General features: G+C 61.5%; 20 protein-coding genes. 10 read left to right on the forward strand and 10 right to left on the reverse strand.

From position 1 onward, the window contains the following. The first annotated feature begins 106 nt into the window (after positions 1-106). Positions 107-673 (forward strand): GrpB family protein, encoded by a 567-nt coding sequence (locus tag C453_RS08870; protein ID WP_008323966.1) that lies wholly within the window; start codon positions 107-109, stop codon positions 671-673. A 121-nt stretch (positions 674-794) separates the two neighbouring features. Next, complete coding sequence (locus tag C453_RS08875; protein ID WP_008323967.1) at positions 795-1,148, forward strand: hypothetical protein; 354 nt, start codon at positions 795-797, stop codon at positions 1,146-1,148. A gap of 39 nt (positions 1,149-1,187) precedes the next feature. Here the strand turns inward: C453_RS08875 and C453_RS08880 are convergent, their stop codons facing one another. The 3 genes from C453_RS08880 to C453_RS08890 all read right to left on the reverse strand — a co-directional run bounded on the left by C453_RS08880 (position 1,188) and on the right by C453_RS08890 (position 3,037). After that, on the reverse strand, positions 1,188-1,733 hold the full coding sequence (locus C453_RS08880; RefSeq protein WP_008323968.1) for an NUDIX hydrolase: 546 nt from the start codon (positions 1,731-1,733) through the stop codon (positions 1,188-1,190). Between the two features lie 81 nt (positions 1,734-1,814). Continuing rightward, the gene (locus tag C453_RS08885; RefSeq protein ID WP_008323969.1) at positions 1,815-2,204 is read right to left on the reverse strand and encodes an FAS1-like dehydratase domain-containing protein; all 390 of its coding nucleotides are present in this window, start codon (positions 2,202-2,204) and stop codon (positions 1,815-1,817) included. A 149-nt stretch (positions 2,205-2,353) separates the two neighbouring features. Continuing rightward, positions 2,354-3,037, reverse strand: coding sequence for a helix-turn-helix domain-containing protein (locus C453_RS08890; protein ID WP_008323970.1), 684 nt, complete (start codon positions 3,035-3,037; stop codon positions 2,354-2,356). Positions 3,038-3,401: 364 nt separating this feature from the next. Here C453_RS08890 and C453_RS08895 point away from each other — a divergent pair, with 364 nt between their 5' ends. After that, the gene (locus tag C453_RS08895) at positions 3,402-3,815 is read left to right on the forward strand and encodes a universal stress protein (protein WP_008323971.1); all 414 of its coding nucleotides are present in this window, start codon (positions 3,402-3,404) and stop codon (positions 3,813-3,815) included. Between the two features lie 291 nt (positions 3,816-4,106). Then, positions 4,107-5,486 (forward strand): PAS domain-containing sensor histidine kinase, encoded by a 1,380-nt coding sequence (locus tag C453_RS08900; RefSeq protein ID WP_008323972.1) that lies wholly within the window; start codon positions 4,107-4,109, stop codon positions 5,484-5,486. 7 nt (positions 5,487-5,493) lie between these two features. On the opposite strand, the gene C453_RS08905 is transcribed toward C453_RS08900, so the two are convergent. The 3 genes from C453_RS08905 to C453_RS08915 form a co-directional block, all read right to left on the reverse strand. After that, on the reverse strand, positions 5,494-5,841 hold the full coding sequence (locus tag C453_RS08905) for a hypothetical protein (RefSeq protein ID WP_008323973.1): 348 nt from the start codon (positions 5,839-5,841) through the stop codon (positions 5,494-5,496). 109 nt (positions 5,842-5,950) lie between these two features. Next, positions 5,951-6,277 carry a chorismate mutase gene (locus C453_RS08910; protein ID WP_008323974.1) on the reverse strand — a complete coding sequence of 109 codons (327 nt, stop codon included), beginning with the start codon at positions 6,275-6,277 and terminating at the stop codon, positions 5,951-5,953. Then, complete coding sequence (locus tag C453_RS08915; protein ID WP_008323975.1) at positions 6,274-7,143, reverse strand: shikimate kinase; 870 nt, start codon at positions 7,141-7,143, stop codon at positions 6,274-6,276. The genes C453_RS08910 and C453_RS08915 overlap by 4 nt, the downstream gene beginning before the upstream one ends. Before the next feature lie 153 nt (positions 7,144-7,296). Here C453_RS08915 and C453_RS08920 point away from each other — a divergent pair, with 153 nt between their 5' ends. Both C453_RS08920 and C453_RS08925 read left to right on the forward strand, forming a co-directional pair. Continuing rightward, the gene (locus tag C453_RS08920; RefSeq protein ID WP_008323977.1) at positions 7,297-7,725 is read left to right on the forward strand and encodes a DUF5796 family protein; all 429 of its coding nucleotides are present in this window, start codon (positions 7,297-7,299) and stop codon (positions 7,723-7,725) included. After that, positions 7,725-7,961: a DUF7508 domain-containing protein gene (locus tag C453_RS08925; protein ID WP_008323979.1), complete on the forward strand. Its 237-nt coding sequence runs from the start codon at positions 7,725-7,727 to the stop codon at positions 7,959-7,961. The genes C453_RS08920 and C453_RS08925 overlap by 1 nt, the downstream gene beginning before the upstream one ends. 98 nt (positions 7,962-8,059) lie before the next feature. Here the strand turns inward: C453_RS08925 and C453_RS20820 are convergent, their stop codons facing one another. Then, positions 8,060-8,194, reverse strand: coding sequence for a DUF7128 family protein (locus C453_RS20820; RefSeq protein ID WP_008323980.1), 135 nt, complete (start codon positions 8,192-8,194; stop codon positions 8,060-8,062). Between the two features lie 78 nt (positions 8,195-8,272). Here C453_RS20820 and C453_RS08935 point away from each other — a divergent pair, with 78 nt between their 5' ends. Continuing rightward, on the forward strand, positions 8,273-10,453 hold the full coding sequence (locus C453_RS08935; protein ID WP_008323983.1) for an AAA family ATPase: 2,181 nt from the start codon (positions 8,273-8,275) through the stop codon (positions 10,451-10,453). A 91-nt stretch (positions 10,454-10,544) separates the two neighbouring features. Next, positions 10,545-10,862 carry a hypothetical protein gene (locus C453_RS08940; protein WP_193788061.1) on the forward strand — a complete coding sequence of 106 codons (318 nt, stop codon included), beginning with the start codon at positions 10,545-10,547 and terminating at the stop codon, positions 10,860-10,862. A gap of 69 nt (positions 10,863-10,931) precedes the next feature. Here C453_RS08940 and C453_RS08945 read toward each other — a convergent pair whose 3' ends face one another. Continuing rightward, positions 10,932-11,639, reverse strand: coding sequence for a class I SAM-dependent methyltransferase (locus C453_RS08945; protein WP_008323985.1), 708 nt, complete (start codon positions 11,637-11,639; stop codon positions 10,932-10,934). Between the two features lie 64 nt (positions 11,640-11,703). Beyond that, on the reverse strand, positions 11,704-12,324 hold the full coding sequence (locus C453_RS08950) for a DUF7509 family protein (protein ID WP_008323986.1): 621 nt from the start codon (positions 12,322-12,324) through the stop codon (positions 11,704-11,706). Positions 12,325-12,424: 100 nt separating this feature from the next. Between C453_RS08950 and C453_RS08955 the strand changes: the two genes are divergently transcribed. Next, entirely contained in the window at positions 12,425-12,826 is a 402-nt protein-coding gene (locus tag C453_RS08955) for an ArsR/SmtB family transcription factor (RefSeq protein WP_008323987.1), read from the forward strand. Positions 12,827-12,922: 96 nt separating this feature from the next. Continuing rightward, a complete protein-coding gene (locus tag C453_RS08960; protein WP_008323988.1) occupies positions 12,923-13,312 on the forward strand; it encodes a DUF7522 family protein in 390 nt (129 codons plus the stop codon). Positions 13,313-13,316: 4 nt separating this feature from the next. Here the strand turns inward: C453_RS08960 and C453_RS08965 are convergent, their stop codons facing one another. Further along, a complete protein-coding gene (locus C453_RS08965) occupies positions 13,317-16,154 on the reverse strand; it encodes a DEAD/DEAH box helicase (protein ID WP_008323989.1) in 2,838 nt (945 codons plus the stop codon). Positions 16,155-16,226: the final 72 nt, after the last annotated feature.

The raw sequence follows: 16,226 nt of genomic DNA on the forward strand, positions 1-16,226 counted from the left end.
TTACACTCTCGTATTCGCTGCTCGTTGCTCACTCGGTTGGTCCGAGCACCCACGAGGACCCTGAAGTGGCGGAAGTTTGAATTATTCACCGACAGTATATGTGCTAATGGTTAGCATCGACGACGACCCAATCGAACTCGTGCCGTCGAAGTACGAACGGTGGTGTGACGAATTCGTCGCCGAGCGAAACCGAATTTTGGCCACACTGACGACGAGCGGGCTTGAACCGGCGATCGAGCGAATTGACCACGTTGGGTCGACCGCTGTCCCTGACTTGGCGGCGAAAGACGTCGTCGACCTCGATATCGTCGTCGCCGACGACGTTGTCAGCGACGTCTCGCAAGTGCTCGAAGCAACACTCGGTGGTGAACGGGCCAAGAACTCTGAGTGGTGGCACCCCGTATTTCGACGACAGGACGGCCAGCGATTCAACGACCACGTGTTTGGAGCGTCAAGCGACAAGTGGAAAGCACGCGTCGTCACGCGCGACGTGCTTCGGACACACCCGGACCTGTGTGCCGAATACGAGCAATTAAAACGAGAACTGATCGTGGAACACGACGACGTAACTGCCTATTCGGAGGGCAAACGCGTGTTCATGGAGCGTGTGCTCGGCGTCGCACGAGCGGACCGAAATATCCAATACGAGTTTGCACTCCCTGCCGAGTTATAGGTCGAACCGAATTCTGCGACACGCGACTGGGTGCCCTGTGGGTATCGAGTTACCACTGGGAAACGGGTATCTCGAGCCACCGCTGGGAAACGAGTATATGGTTAGAGAATCAACACGAAATATGGTGCGTTCGTATTCCAAAGTCGACGTGCTACGGGGTGCGTCGGTCACAGCAGTCGCGATTACGACGGTCGTCCTGCTGGTGTTACTCCCGCGACCGGGGTTCAGAACGTCGCGTCTCGTCCTGTTCGCTGCCGTCGTCGCCCTCGGATGGATTGGGGCGTTCGGCGCGGTTCGAAAACAGTTCTGGCCGACGGTAGTTGGCGGCCTCGGTCTCTTCCTCCTCGGATTCTGGCAGTTCACTATCGGACTGGTGATGCTGCCCACGTCGGCGATGCTCCTGCTGACCGCGCTTTTCGTCCGTGGGAGTGCGGCGGGGTCGAACGGAGGACTTTCCAGAATCGCGCGGAGTTAGGACTCGGACGTTCTCGAACGTGGCCGTCGAGAAGCGACTTCACACGTCAGATTTCGACGCTGGATAGGGCCTCGTCGCCACTTCGTCGTAGAGTACTGACGATGGTGAGCGCTCGAACCACCCGACTTCGGCGATTTCGCCCGGACGGGCGCGTGGGTCACCGCCTGTGTACACGCCGTCGAATATCACGATTGCCTCGAAAACCGATGGGTGGTCGGCCTCGCTACACCGATTTTCGATGACGTGGACCTCGCGCACCCCCGTGAGTTCGCACTCGACACCCGCTTCTTCCCGCGTCTCTCGCCGTGCAGCCACCTCGTAGGACTCCCCGGGTTCGACTTTGCCACCGGGGTCGCACCAGCCGTCGTCACCCTCGTTGCGAACCAAGAGAACCTCTCCGGCATCATTGGTCAGCCAAACACCCGCCCCACCGAGTCCACCGTTTTCAGCCCGTTCGAGAACGGTTTCATACTGCGACGGCGAGTGCGTCCACGTCTTTTCGACGACTTCGAACGCGCCGTATTCGCGTCGTAACTTGTTCCGCAGTGCTTCGACCGCTTGGATGGTTTGCGTAGTGAGTGACATGGGTGAAATGAGAGCTGTGTGATTCAGTGAGGTGGGGTGGCAATGAGAGCGATGCGGGTCAGAGAGGGTTACGACGACACGTTACCCCATGATGGCGCCTTCGCTCCGCCCGCGAAGAACCACGTCGCCATCTTCGGTTTCACAGACGAACGAGACTTCGAGATACGTGCAGTCGTCCTGTTTCTCGACCGATTCGTACGTGGCCTCGCACGTTATCTCGACGCCAGTATACGCAGGACGGGGGAACTCGAACTCCATCGTTCGAGCGAGGTAGTTGAGGTCGCCCCCGAGTTTCGTCGGCATCGTCGCCGTCAGCAGGCCGTGCAACACGACTTGTCCGTCCTCGTCCGCGACGAGGTGGTGGTATCCCGTATCGTTCGATAGCTCTGCAAACTGCTGGACTTCCTCGTTCGTGAACGTTCGCGTGTACGTCTTCGAATCACCCTCTCGAATCCTGTCATGTGTTGTCATTGGGTGTGAAATCGTATCGACACAGTCGCGGGTAAAGCTTCTCGAATAGTCATAAACAAAACACGAATTTACACTCGGCGAACGCCGGTGTCAGCCCATCGCCGGGTCGTCATTCTTCCGGCGATGTCGTTGAGTGGACGCCAACCCAGTCAGTGCTCGGCTTTAGCGACGTCCTGCTGGAGATGAGATTCGAGCATCGTGTTCATGGCACGACGGAGTCGCTCTGACATCGCCTGTGACCCGATATCGAACTCCTTGCTCAGTTGTTCGAGTGACGTTCCTTTCGGGACCCCGAAGTATCCATTCTCGTAGGCAGCCACCAGCGCATCGTACTGGTCGTCCGTGAGGCGGTCCATCGAAGGACACCCGAAGTTAGTCTCATCCGGTGGGTTCGTTTCGGAATAGAGCGTGTTCAACTGGGTGGTGTTCCCCTCACGACGACACTCCGATAGGACGTCGGCGAGGTTCTTCCGGCTCGGACTGCGGACCCGAAGTTGCCAGTTCGAATCGCCCGATGGACTCGTCGCTTCGAGAATTTGGATGTTCTGGCTGGCGAGATGTTCCGAGACGAGCGTGGGTACGTCACCGGCGGTAATGTTGTAGACGCGCACGTCCGAAAAGTCGGAGACGTGCTCGTACGAGCCGATAGACGGGTCTGTTTCGACCTTCGACTCGAATTCGTCGAAGTCGCACTCGCGAACGACGAGCCCCGCTTTCTCGGAAGAGCCCTGGTATTGTATCCTGATTTCAGCCTCTGGAAGCTCTTGTAAGGTATGTTCCGTTAAAACGGCACTCGGCCCAGAAACGCGGATATCTGCGATGACTGAAACCATGCCTTTTCCACCTTATGCTAGCGTACCACACCAGCACGGATAAGTGGAACTTTTCATTCAAAACGCACAAATGCACCAAGGTGTGGCCTGGGTCTTTACGAAACCACTGGAACCGGCGCACCGTCATTGAGACGTACAGCGGGAAATCTGGAGCCCCCGAGAGAATTCAGCCCAAAGAACGTACGTGACTGGATTGCCATCGAGGCATATTCTGAACATAGGTCTCGTCTAGAGTCGATTTTATCACATCTTGGCCACATTATAGAGGTATGAACGCCGATATCCAAACCTCCAGCAAACGTCTGTTCGGTGGCTGTATCGGCGAGTCAACCACACCTCTTCCTCAGTAGGAGTGTTCCCCCCAATGTCACAAACGAACCTCACCAGCCACGTACTCGTCCCCGTCGCAAACGAAGACGACGCTCGCGTCACTGCGAAGGCCCTCGAACCGTACTCCGTCGACCGCGTCACAGTCGTACACGTCGTCGAGAAAGGCGAAGGAGTGCCGGACAAAACGCCGGTCGAACAGTCCGAGTCGCTCGCTGCCGAGTCGTTCGCTGCGTTCCGCGACACCTTCCCCGACGCTGAGTCGGAGATAACGTATCGACGCGATGTCGTCGAGGGTATCGTCGACGTCGCCAACGACATCGACGCGAGTGCGGTCGCGTTCCACCCGAGACAAAGCGGTCGTATCATCAAATTGCTCTCTGGCGACCGAACACTCCAATTAGTCACGGGTGCTCCACTCCCCATCATCGCGCTCCCACACCCAGAATAAGGATGGCCCCCAGCGACGAGGAACTCGCGAAAGACCTATCGCAAAGCAACACGGCGAATCGTCGACGCCATCCACATCGTGAGTCGAGCAACTGTTTGGCTAACACCGAAGCGACCGAGAGAGCGCCTATCACTCGGGATTCTTCAATTATCTAACTCACATATTTATCAAGACTGTCCAAAGAGTAGCACATATGGTCGCGCAGCGAGCATCGGCTCTTTTCCTGTCTTCTAGCCGGAGTGGGGCGGATTCGAGACGTCGCCTCAGGTGTCATTCGAGGGTGGCGGGGAGATGAGCGAGGATTTGAGACGAGAACTCGAGAGAACGGAGCGCTTCCTGAATCTTGTTCTCGAAACCGGAGAGATGAACGGTTCGAAGGTCGATACCAACCTCCGCCACACGTGGGTTCACAACTCGTCTCCCGAACCGCCAGAAGAAGAGATTCTCGGGCAGACAGACGAAGAACTGTTCCCTGGTGAGCTTTCGCGGCCGACGACAGAACTGAAGCGTGACGCAATCGAGACGAAGTCGCGTGTCGAACGCGAGTTTACGTTCGTCAAGCCGTGGGGACAAAACCGCTACCGGGCTGCTGCCGAGCCGCTATACGATACCGGTGGCGACGTCGAAGGAGCCATGTTCGCGGCCATCAACCTCTCAGACCGGTATCGGTTCCTTGAACGAACGACTGATGCGGTCTTCACCGTCGACTCCGAGTGGGTCGTCACGTTTTGGAACGAACGGATGGCCGACCGAACCAGGATTGATGCGAACGAAATCGTCGGGGAAAACTACTGGGACGTGGTTGGTGAGGACGTTCCGTCGAAACTCGAAGCGGAGTACCGAGACGTGATGGAGACCGGCGGGTCGAGGGAGTTTGAACACTACTTCCCGGAGCCGATGGATATGTGGGTCGAGATTCGAGTGTTCGCCGACGACGATGGGTTCACCGTTTTATCACGCGACATCTCTGAACGAAAGGAGTACGAAAAACGACTGGAGAGACAGCGCAACACGCTCGAAATACTCAATCAGGTGCTTCGCCACGATATCCGAAACGACCTCCAGTTGGTCATCGCCTACGCCGAGTTCGTCTCTGACAAATTGGACGACGAAGGGAAGGCACACTTAGAGACCGTCCGCGCGAGAGCGAATCACGCAGTCGAACTGACGAAGACTGCAGGCGACATCTCGAAAGTTCTGTTTTCGGAGGCTTCCGCGTCCGAGCCTGTGAACTTCCGAAGCGTTCTGGAACGCGAACTCGAAGATGCTCGGTCGTCGTTCCCCGAATCGGTGATTATCTCCGAGGGGCCACTCCCGAGCGTCACTGTCCGAGGCGACGACATGTTGGAGTCCGTCTTCCGCAATCTGTTGAAGAACGCGAACCAGCACAACGACAAGGAGATTCCGAATATAACCGTCTCCGCGGAGGAACGCGACGAAGACGTCGTGGTTCACATCGCAGACAACGGCCCCGGGATTCCAGACGGCCACAAGGAGAACATCTTCGGAAAAGGTGAGAAAGGCCTCGGGAGCAACGGCACCGGCATGGGTCTGTATCTCGTCCAGTCTCTCGTCGACACCTACGGCGGAGACATCCGCGTCGAAGACAACGACCCCGAAGGGTCCGTGTTCTCGGTCACGCTCCCGAAGGTGACTCGGTCGACTGCGTAAGTACCGGCTATCGATTCTGCCGCTTTCGAAGACGACAGTCAACCGTCGTCAGAACACCGCGTACGAGAGGAATCGAGAACAAGCTAACTGCAAGTATCTCTGCCGCGATAGCTGGAAGGGCGCGCCAGAATGGCCCGTAACCGAAGCCCGACGAAGGAGTCAACACTGCGTCGACGTACCCAAACCGACGAATCGTAAACCAGAGCAGTGCGACTGCTCCGAACACTCCGACGATGGCGGTGAAGCTCCGTACTCGACCCTGTGGACTCTCCCGCGTTCGGAGACGCCAGACCGTCGCCACGACGAGCACCGTCCCCGAGAGAACGAAATCGAGCGTCGTGGTGGGTGGGAACACACGATGTCAGAGCAGCAGCACCGTCATCACCTTTCTGGGGAGAACTGACCGATAGCTGGAGATTCCGCTCTATCCGGTCGATATCGAGGTCAAAAACCGCCGTCTTCGACTACCGACTCTCGCGCTGTTCTGCTTTGTTTATCTCGATGAGCAACCGGAAGATGGCCTTCACGAGATTCGAATCGACGCCGAAGTGGTCGGCGTTCTCGCCCGCCCGCTGCATGACGCGTTCTTCCTGCGATTCGTCGGTCGTCGGCAGGTCCTTTTCGGCTTTAACTTGCGCGACAGCGTCGGCGACGTAGGTTCTGCGGGCGATGAGTTCGACGAGTTCGTGGTCGATGTCCGCGATTTCCGCACGGAGTTCGTCGAGTGTCATGTCTTGAATCGATTCGGCGGCATCGACGCTGTCTGCAGTGTCTGCGGTGTTTTCTGTCATAAGATTCGTGCTCCATCAGTTCGCGTGGTGGTCAGTCGTGTCTCGCCGTCGCGGGCGTCCCACAAGTCGCGGACGACTTCGAGGTCGTCTCGGTCGCCGACCGCGACGACGCTTGGTCCAGTCCCGGACAGCGAGACTCCATCCGCGATTGGCATCGCTTCGACGGCGGGGTCAGTCGGGAAGTCGAGCGCGGCAGAGAACGCCAGCCCGTTGACGGTCATCGCCTCGGCGTACCGGCCTTCGAGTGCGAGGTCGGCGACGAGGTCGGCCATCGAGGCGACGTTCTCACAGCGGGAGACGTCGGCGTCGGCGCTGTAGGCGCGCTCCGGCGGCGTCCAGACGAGGACGTCCCACTCGACTTCGTCGCGGACGACCAGTTCGTCTGCGCTGTTGTCGGTGACGACGACGCCCCCGAGCATCGAGGCGGTCGCATCGTCGAACGCGCCCGTGACAGTCACGCCAACGTCGCGGGCGGCCTCCACGCCGAGGCGACAGGCGTCGAGACGTGAGATATCGTCGTCCGGGCCGGGACCGACCGACGCGCCGACCGCGTCGAGGGTGGCGAGTACCGTGGCGTTGGCGGCGGCGCTGGAGCTTTTGAGCCCGGCGGCCATCGGCACGTCGCTCTCGGTTTCGACCGTTCCACCCTCACCGTCGCCGAAGCGCTCGACGACGAGTTCGACACAGCGCTCGATGAGTCGGGTGTCGGCGTCCGGGTCTTCCGCAATCGTGCCGGAGACCGCGTTCGAGTCGTCGAGTTCGACCGTCGCGGTCGTCTCGGCGTCGATGGCGAACGCTGACCCAGTGTGTGTGGCGAGTGCGTTCAGTATCGTCCCCGCACCGAGGGCGGCTGCTCGGCCGTGCATATCTGTACCGAAACGAGCGGAGGCAAAGAAGTAGCGGTCCATGCCATATCCACCGCTGTCGCGTGGGTGGGGTCGGCGAGATTTGAACTGACACGGGAGGCGGTGCGTTCGTGTACCGCGTTCCTTTTCACCGCACCGACGTAATCGCGTGGTATGAGCGCCCGAAACGACGTTGCCCCGAGTACACTCGGTGTGGAACTCCTCGACTACGGCGTCGCGGTGGAGTACCTCGACGGTCGGACGACCGTCTATCGGGGCGTCCCCGAGGCGGTCACGGACACGCTGACGACCAAGCCCGGGCGAGAAGTCCACGTCCTCGTCACCGACCCGTCGGAGACGGAAGGCGTGATGATGTACGTCAACGACCTCAAGACACACGACGAGGTGCTCGAATCGAGCGGCGTCGGTCGGGTCATCCTCGCCGAGGGTGAAGAAGAAGAACTCTTCCCCGGCGTCGTCGCCCGCCGCATCTCCGGGCATCGCTTCGAAGTCGACGCAGACCCCGAAGTCGCCCGCGGTCGCGTGTTCGTCTTCGTCGAAGACGACTGGAGCGAAGACGCCTACGAGTTCGTCGCCGAGTGATGCTTCGGAAACGCTGGCAACCGCTGGATAAACCGACCATCGGGAAGGCACCGGAAGCCTACGGTTACTACGAACTCGGCGACGCCGACGGCACCCTCGTCGGTCGCGGTGTCGGTGTCCTCCGTGACGAACTGAAAGAGGCGTTGGCGTACGGTGACGGCGAGCAAGTCCGCTGGGAGCGAGCGACGTCACTCGAACACGCCGAGCGCATCGCCGCCGAACACGACCCTGCGTAGCGTCTACTGCATCACCACCGTCATTTCCATCCCCGTTGGGACTCTCCGTCTCGTCCTCGTTGGCACCACCATTCTCCCCCTCATTGGCACCGTCGCGTTTACTGGAGGTACGACGGACTGTCCGTGTCGCAATACTCCTCGTGAGCCTTGGCGTCTTCTTCGAGGTCGAACAGCATGTCGCACTCTTCACACCGGTACCACGTCGACCCGTCTTTCTGAGTCGTGGCGACCATGTGTAGAGCTATCACATCGTTGGGCAAAACGGTTGTCCCGGGCGAACCCTCAAGAGTCGGGCGGTCTAATCGCACTCCATGGCTGAAAACGGGGTGACACTTGTCGTCCGCGCCGCGGAGAAGCGAGACGCCGGACGTGGTATCGCCCGACTTCCAGAGGATGCACGGAAGGAACTCGGCGTGTTGAGCGGCGAGACGGTCGTTATCGACGGCTCCAGGGAAACTGTCGCAAAGATGTGGCCCGCTCGGCCGGGTGCCGACGCTGGCGAGATACTGGTCGACGCCGACACCCGCGCCAACGCCGGCGTGAAAATCGGTGACTCCGTCAACGTGCGCAAGGTCTCTGTCGAGGACGCGACAGCCGTCACACTTGCCGGGCCTGACGCGCTCGACCGAACCAGTGTCAGTCGCGACACCGTCGAAGAGGTCGTTCGCGCCGAGATTCGAAATCGTCCGCTCCGCTCCGGCGACCGCGTTCGCGTCGAACGCCTCGGCGGCGCGGCTCTCACGGTCAAATCGACGACCCCGGAGGGCATCGTTCGCGTCACCGATTCGACGAAAGTCACTGTGACGGTCGATAGCTCGAAAGGAGCCAGCGAGGCAGTCCGTGACGCCGTCAAGACCGTGACCGGTGGCGAAAAATCCGACGGGAGTCGCGGCCGTGCCACGGGTATCACCTACGAAGATATCGGTGGCCTCGACGACGAACTCGAACTCGTCCGAGAGATGATAGAGCTCCCACTCTCCGAGCCGGAGGTGTTCACGCATCTCGGGACCGAATCGCCGAAAGGCGTCCTCTTACACGGCCCACCGGGAACCGGGAAGACGCTCATCGCCAAAGCCGTCGCGAACGAGGTGAACGCGACGTTCATCACCGTCTCCGGGCCGGAAGTCGTCTCGAAGTACAAAGGCGAATCCGAAGAGAAGCTCCGCGAGGTGTTCCAAGCGGCCCGCGAGGAGTCACCGAGTATCATCTTCTTCGACGAAATCGACTCTATCGCGTCCAAGCGCGACGACGGCGGCGACCTCGAAAGTCGCGTCGTCGGCCAACTCCTCTCGCTTATGGACGGTCTCGACGCCCGTGGCGACGTAATCGTCATCGGCGCGACGAACCGAGTCGACAGTCTCGACCCCGCGCTTCGCCGCGGTGGCCGGTTCGACCGCGAGATAGAGATTGGCGTTCCGAACGAACCCGGTCGCAGAGAGATTCTGGACGTTTACACTCGCCGGATGCCACTCGCCGACGACGTGGACGTGGACCGACTCGCGTCCCGAACCCACGGCTTCGTCGGTGCCGACCTCGAATCGCTGGCGAAGGAAGCCGCCATGACTGCCCTCAGGCGTGCCCGCAGAAATGGTGCCGACTCACCGATTTCGGAGATGACTGTCACCCGCGCCGACTTCGAGGCGGCGATGGCCGCAGTCGAGCCCTCGGCGATGCGCGAGTACGTCGCCGAGCAACCCACGAAAGGATTCGAAGCGGTCGGCGGACTCGACGACGTGAAACAGACGCTCGAACGCGCCGTTACGTGGCCGCTGACCTACGCACCGCTGTTCGAAGCGGCTTCGACCGACCCGCCGACCGGCGTCCTCTTACACGGCCCACCGGGAACCGGAAAGACGCTTCTCGCCCGTGCTATCGCCGCCGAAAGCGGTGTCAACTTCATCCACGTTGCCGGGCCGGAACTTCTCGCCGCGCCAGTTGGCGAGTCCGAGAAGTCTGTCCGCGAGGTGTTCGCCCGCGCCCGACAGGCCGCCCCGAGTATCCTCTTTTTCGACGAAATCGACGCGCTCGCCACCGACCGCGACAGCATGAGCTCGGACTCGGGTGTGGCAGAACGCGTCGTCTCGCAACTCCTGACCGAGATGGACATCGCCGCCGACAACCCGAACCTCGTCGTCCTCGCGGCGACCAACCGCCGCGACGCCCTCGACCCGGCGCTTCTCCGACCGGGACGACTGGAGACACACGTCGAAGTCCCCAATCCGGATATCGAGGCGCGGCGCGCTATCATCGACGTACACGTCCGGAACAAGCCACTCAGCACCGATATCGACCTCGACGACGTCGCCGCTCACATGGACGGCTTCAGCGGTGCTGACGTTGCTGCGGTCTGCCGCGAGGCCGCACTTCGTGCTATCGAAGACGTGGCGAACGCCTACGAAGGAACGGCCGCGAACGACCACGCCGACGAGATTCGCATCACCCGCGAGCACTTCAACGCGGCAATCTCGACCGTCAGGCCGATGCTCGACTGACGGGCGGAGCACGGGGTGCTCTCGGCCCCACGCAGATTATCTTTCTCCCCGGCCAATACTGACGCATGTTCACATGCAACGGTGGTGTGTCGTGAGTGCCGGGTGGCGGCGGAAAGTCCGTCGAGAGTGGGGTGCACTCACGGGCGGGCCGCTCTCTACCGGGTGGTGGCTCACCAAAGCAGGAATCAGAGTGGTGTTCGCGGAAGTCGTCTTCATGGGTCTCGTCCTCTTGAACAGCGAGATGGCGGCCGTCGAGGCGGTCAACAGCGGTGACGCGTCCGTGTTCTCGCTCGTCGCGCTCGTCGTGACGACGACTGACTACCTCGCAATTGCTGGAATCGTCTTCGTCGTCGCCCTGTTGCTCCCGTTTCTGCCGAGACGGAACGAAGCGACGAATCGGTGGGAATGACGAGCAATTCGAGAGCGCTGTGCGGCCGCGACCCGACCGCGACCTCGGCCGCGCCTTCGACCCCGACCGTCAGCGAAGCCGGGCCTTGAAGTAACTCGATTCGGGGGCCGAGTACGACACGTCAGCAACGTCGAGACCGGCGTCGGACGCGACCTCTCGCAGTCGCTCCGGCGAGACGAGGAGGAATTCGAGGTCCGGCCCGCGCAGGTCACCGTATTCGACGTGGAACGTCCGGCGCGCAATCCCGGTACGCGAGTCGGGTCTGTAGCCGAAGAACTCCTCGGAGTCGATTCGAGTCGAGTCGTAGGAGTCGACCACGAGTTCGCCCGTGTCGGTGGTGTACTCAGAGAGCGACGCGAGTAGGTTTGCGAGGTCACCGAGTGACCCTGCGAGACCGATTTGTGTGCCGTTTGCGAGGACCGTCTCGAACCGACCAGATTCGGTCGGTGGGTCGAACATGTCCCCGACCAAAGCCGACTCGACACCTCGCGCTCGGGCCGTGCGAACCGCGTTCGGACTCACGTCGAAGGCGACGACCTCGCCGCGGTCCTGTATCGCGAGTGCGTGCTGTCCCGCGCCGCAACCGACATCTAACACGGGCGGGCGAAGCGACTCGACGAACTCCCACTTCGACTCAGGCCAGCGCTCGGACGGGACGAGATAGTGCTCGTAGATATGCGCGTCGCCAGTGTCTGCGCCGTCGCGGTAGATGCAGGGCGCGCGCAGGCATCCGCGGAACCTATCGAGCATCGCCAGTCCGAGTGCGTCGTCGGGCATGACGAATTAGGAGTCGCACGTTTGTCAGATAAATTTAATCTGTTATTCGGTAACGATAAACAATCTAATCGAGGCGCGCCAAATCACCGTGGAGTTCTCTGTTCATCACGTCCGCGACGAAGAGTCGGATGCGCTTGTGCAGTTCTTCTTCGGTGTCGTACGTCTCGACTCGCAGGTCCCAGCGCGCCCGTGCGGCCCGAATCATTTCGCTCGTGACCGACGCCTCGTGGACGAAGACGATTCTGTCGCCGTGGGTCTCAGAGAGACGTTCGAGAACGGACCCTGCCTCCTCGCCGACGCCGAAGTTGTGGCCGAGAAACGGGAGGACGAACACGGTCGCGTTGCTCGCCTCCGCGAAGGCGAGACTCTGTGTCGCTGCGTCCACGTCGTCGGTATCGATGTCCACGTCCACGGCGAGAAAAGCGTTCACCCCGGGGTCGGCTCGCAGCGACCCCTGAACTCGGCGGAGGAGCGCCAGCGCGTCGTCGATGTCCTCGCGCGCCGAGAACAACTTTCGAATCGGACCGGGGAGTTCTTCGATGTCGATGTTCGCCAGTTCCCGCTCTGAGAGGACGTAGTTCAGATTGAAGGACTTGTAGGGACCCATCACGTAGACGAGAAACCGGTCGTAGGCGGTGGTTCCGAGCGCGTCGTGGATATCATCGCGCGTGATGGCGTCCTGCATGTGACGACGTACTGACCGAAACTACTTATAAAAAACGGCCTTTTCAGCGATGTTTGACTCGAGAACTGTTAAGTCTGTACGCTGCATCTAGCGAACTGAGATGGCGACGAACTCCCCTGCCGACTCGGACGGCCACCCAGAAGACCCGGCCGAGTTGCTGCCACCGACGAGCGTCCTGACGCTGGACGAGTATCTCGACATGCAGGCGGCCATCGGCGACCGGACGCGATTTACGCTCCTCTACCGGTTGGTCCACTTCGGCGAGCGGAGTCCGAAAGAACTGGAGGAGGCACTCGATATTCGAGCGAACAACCTCCACTATCACCTCCGGAAACTCGTCGACGCCGGACTCGTCGAGAAACGAAAACGCTCTCGCGCCGACGAGGACGGTCTGTTCTCCTACTACCGCGCCACGTCGCTCGGGGAGGACATCCTTGAATACGGTGTCGAGGAACTCATTCGCCGCGAGCGCGACTACCGCGAGGCCTACTCGTCGGAGTGAGCCGCGGCGAACACTGACGCCGACTCAAGTCACCCGCCGCCGCGGTACCTGCCGCAGACACCGTCTATTTGTTACTTCGTCGCACACCCACAGGCGATGTCAAATCTCCTTCCCGACGAGGCCCAAGCGAAGTTGGTGACGACGTGCCGGACCGCGGTCGGCGACAGTTTGCGGTCGCTCACGTACTTCAACCGCTTCGACTACGTGCAGGTCTACCTCCGCGACGACCTCGAACAGGAAGCCGACCTGAACTCCTTTATCGGCAACGAGTGGCACGACTTCAAGATGACCCAAGACGCCTACCGCGGGTCCGAACTCGGCGACTACGAGTACACGATTCGCGTGTTCGAAAACGGCTACCTCGTCCGTATCACGCTCGAAGACATCGGCGTGTTCGTCACGACCGACGGCATCTCGATGCAGGACTTCGAAGCTCTCGCCAGCGCGACGACCGAGATTCTCGACGAGTGGGCGATAGCGGAGTGAGTCTTCAGTCCCAAAACGACTGCGTCCGGGCGTATTCACGCTCGCGTTCGAGGATGTCGCGGTAGAAGTCGTCCTCGTCCTCGCGGAGTTTGTTGATGATACGCGCCGCGTTGTGCGGGCCGACGCCGCGGGCCGCGAGCGCGACGACCGCTTTCCGGCCGTGTGCTTGCACCAGACTCGCCGAGCGATACGCTCGCTTCGTCAGACGCTCTTGTTCTTCGTCTTTCTCCTTGGCCCGTACCGCCTTCACCGCCTCGTCGTCCCACGGATTCAACGCGGCGATGCGTGTCGCACCGCACTCGGGGCACTTCGGCGGGTCGCGAACGCGCTTGACCGGTTTCTTCCGCGTCCAGTCCTTGCAGTGGAGGCATGCGAGCAACACGCGGTCGTTCTGGATGCGCTCTTTGACCGTCTGGATGACGCTGGCGTCGGCGTTTTCGGGGACGAGCAAGTCGGTTCCCGACCCGCGTCCGCCGATTCCGATTGGCGTCGGTTCGCGGGCGACCACCAGTTCCACGTCGCCGTCGTGGATACGCCGGAGCAGTTCGACCGTTTCGCCGACCGCGAGGTCCGTGTGGAACACCTCGCGAACCGCCTCGTCGTAGACTGGCGTGCCTTCGAGGGCCGCGAGGAGTCTGTCGCCGCCGAAGCGGCCCTTCCCCTGGTACCGTTTGAGCGTCCCGAATTTCGCGGCGACCTGTGCGAGCGTGAACTTCAGCGAGTCCGAGCGCTTGAGCGCGAGTTCGATGAGGGCTTCGACGTGCTCGGGGTCGGTCTCCCGAAGCACCTCGGCGAACGTCGTCGGACTTACCTTCCCCGGCACGTCGAACTCGACGCGGTAGGGGTCGACCTCCATCCCGACCGACGACCCGGTTCGCTGGCCGACGAGCGCCGACAGAAGGCGGCCGAGCGTCTCGTTCACGCGGTGGCCGTAACAAGTGTTGAGCGTCACTTGTCGGGGCGAGCCTTCGAGGACGAGTCTGTCGGCGGTCGGTATCGGTGCGTCCGTCTCGACCTGTCGTTCGATGGGGCCGAGCGCAGAGGAGACGGTTTCGGCGTCTGTCGGGTACTGCGTGGTGATGTCGCGTGCGACCCCCTCGCGGTCTGCCCCCGACTCGAACTGCGGGGCGGCCACGTCTCGAAGTTCGCCGACCTCCCCGGCGACTGCGGCAGGAACCGGAATCTCCGAGCCGACCCACGACGGGACTTCGCCGCCGGGGTCTTCGATTGGCGAGACGTTCACCCGCGCTTCCTCGTCGTCCACGTCGTTGACGCGCCACATCTCGCCGCGCTGGATGAACGTCGCACCCGGCGTGGCGAAGTTGAGGACGAACTTCTCGTCGAGCGTCCCGATTTGCCGCCGCGAGGAGATGTCGTGGACCTCGTAGGTCTCCTCGTCGGGAATCATCGAGAGATTCGCGTAGAAGTACTGCCACGTCCCGCTGGACTTTTCGAGGAGGTCCTTTTCCTCTTCGACCCAGAGCAGTCGGTTCTGCGAGAGTTCGCGAACGATTCCGCGGAAGTCGTCCTCCGAGAGGTCGCGGAAGGGGTACGCCCGAGTAACGATTTCGTACGCCCGCCGGGCCGACACGTCGCCGTAATCCATGACGATGCCGACGATTTGGTTCGCGACGGTGTCGAGACTCCCGTGGTGGACGCGAGCGGGTTCGACCTCGCCAGATTCGGCGCGGCGGGCGATAGCCAGCGCTTCGAGCGTGTCGTCCGGGTGGTCGGTGACGATGGTGCCACGGGAGACGACCCCGAGGCGGTGGCCCGCCCGCCCGACTCGCTGGAGCAGGCGGGCGACCTCGCGCGGACTGTTGTACTGGACGACGTGGTCCACGCGCCCCACGTCGATGCCGAGTTCCATCGACGACGTACAGATGAGCGCGTCCAACTCGCCTGCTTTGAATCGGTCCTCAACGTCGATTCGCACGTCCTTCGACAGCGACCCGTGGTGGACCTCGATGGGGTCGTCGAGTGCCTTGAACCGCGACCCGAGCGCTTCGGCCGTCTGGCGGGTGTTGACGAAGACGAGCACCGATTCGTGGCTTCGGACGATGTCGCGTATCGTTCGGACGTGACTCGCTATCTCGGGGTCCGTGGCGAGTTTCCCTGCCAGTCGCTCGTCCTCGTTCGTCACCTGCGGCCGCACGACTTCGAACTCCACGCGATTGTCCACGTCCACTTCGATAATCTCGAAGTCTCGGTCTCCGGTAAGGAATCGACCGACCTCTGCTGGCGAGCCAACAGTCGCCGAGAGACCGATTCGCTGGAACGACCCGGCGAGTTCCCGAAGGCGCTCCAAACCGATGGTCAACTGCGCGCCGCGCTTGGCCGACGCGAGTTCGTGAACCTCGTCGACGACGACGTGTTCCACGTCCGAAAGCGCCGTTCTGAGCTTCTTCCCGGTCAACATCGCTTGCAGGGTCTCGGGCGTCGTCACCAGCACGTCCGGCGGGTCGTTGGCCTGCTTTTGGCGCTGGTACTGCGTGGTGTCGCCGTGGCGAACGTCGATGTCGATTCCGAGGTGCTCGCCCCACCAGTCGAGGCGCTGGCGCATGTCGCGGTTCAGCGCCCGAAGCGGCGTGATGTACAGTGCCGAGATTCCGAATCGCTCGTCGGCGTCGGCGATGGCCGAAAAGACTGGCAACATGGCCGTCTCGGTCTTGCCGGTCCCGGTCGGTGCGATGATGAGGCCGTTCTTTCCGGCGGCGAGCGGGGGTATCGCCCGGCGCTGTGGCTCCGTCGGTGTCGTGAATCCGCGCTCCGAGAGGGCGTCGCGGACGGGTTGCGAGAGCCTCGTAAAGGCGTCCATTCCAGCGGCCTCGCCGTCTGGCATCGCCCGAGGTTACGGGTGAACGCGATTAAACGCACCGCTCGGGGTGGTCGTCTCCGGCAGATTCATGTCGAA

This window comes from Haloferax elongans ATCC BAA-1513, assembly GCF_000336755.1.
In the GTDB taxonomy this organism is placed as follows: domain Archaea; phylum Halobacteriota; class Halobacteria; order Halobacteriales; family Haloferacaceae; genus Haloferax; species Haloferax elongans.

Bases quoted from the DNA above. Each gene is read 5' to 3' on its own strand.
- C453_RS08870 (WP_008323966.1), top strand. From the start codon at position 107: ATGGTTAGCATCGACGACGACCCAATCGAACTCGTGCCGTCGAAGTAC.
- C453_RS08875 (WP_008323967.1), top strand. From the start codon at position 795: ATGGTGCGTTCGTATTCCAAAGTCGACGTGCTACGGGGTGCGTCGGTC.
- C453_RS08880 (WP_008323968.1), bottom strand. From the start codon at position 1,733: ATGTCACTCACTACGCAAACCATCCAAGCGGTCGAAGCACTGCGGAAC.
- C453_RS08885 (WP_008323969.1), bottom strand. From the start codon at position 2,204: ATGACAACACATGACAGGATTCGAGAGGGTGATTCGAAGACGTACACG.
- C453_RS08890 (WP_008323970.1), bottom strand. From the start codon at position 3,037: ATGGTTTCAGTCATCGCAGATATCCGCGTTTCTGGGCCGAGTGCCGTT.
- C453_RS08895 (WP_008323971.1), top strand. From the start codon at position 3,402: ATGTCACAAACGAACCTCACCAGCCACGTACTCGTCCCCGTCGCAAAC.
- C453_RS08900 (WP_008323972.1), top strand. From the start codon at position 4,107: ATGAGCGAGGATTTGAGACGAGAACTCGAGAGAACGGAGCGCTTCCTG.
- C453_RS08910 (WP_008323974.1), bottom strand. From the start codon at position 6,277: ATGACAGAAAACACCGCAGACACTGCAGACAGCGTCGATGCCGCCGAA.
- C453_RS08915 (WP_008323975.1), bottom strand. From the start codon at position 7,143: ATGCACGGCCGAGCAGCCGCCCTCGGTGCGGGGACGATACTGAACGCA.
- C453_RS08920 (WP_008323977.1), top strand. From the start codon at position 7,297: ATGAGCGCCCGAAACGACGTTGCCCCGAGTACACTCGGTGTGGAACTC.
- C453_RS08925 (WP_008323979.1), top strand. From the start codon at position 7,725: ATGCTTCGGAAACGCTGGCAACCGCTGGATAAACCGACCATCGGGAAG.
- C453_RS20820 (WP_008323980.1), bottom strand. From the start codon at position 8,194: ATGGTCGCCACGACTCAGAAAGACGGGTCGACGTGGTACCGGTGTGAA.
- C453_RS08935 (WP_008323983.1), top strand. From the start codon at position 8,273: ATGGCTGAAAACGGGGTGACACTTGTCGTCCGCGCCGCGGAGAAGCGA.
- C453_RS08945 (WP_008323985.1), bottom strand. From the start codon at position 11,639: ATGCCCGACGACGCACTCGGACTGGCGATGCTCGATAGGTTCCGCGGA.
- C453_RS08950 (WP_008323986.1), bottom strand. From the start codon at position 12,324: ATGCAGGACGCCATCACGCGCGATGATATCCACGACGCGCTCGGAACC.
- C453_RS08955 (WP_008323987.1), top strand. From the start codon at position 12,425: ATGGCGACGAACTCCCCTGCCGACTCGGACGGCCACCCAGAAGACCCG.
- C453_RS08960 (WP_008323988.1), top strand. From the start codon at position 12,923: ATGTCAAATCTCCTTCCCGACGAGGCCCAAGCGAAGTTGGTGACGACG.
- C453_RS08965 (WP_008323989.1), bottom strand. From the start codon at position 16,154: ATGCCAGACGGCGAGGCCGCTGGAATGGACGCCTTTACGAGGCTCTCG.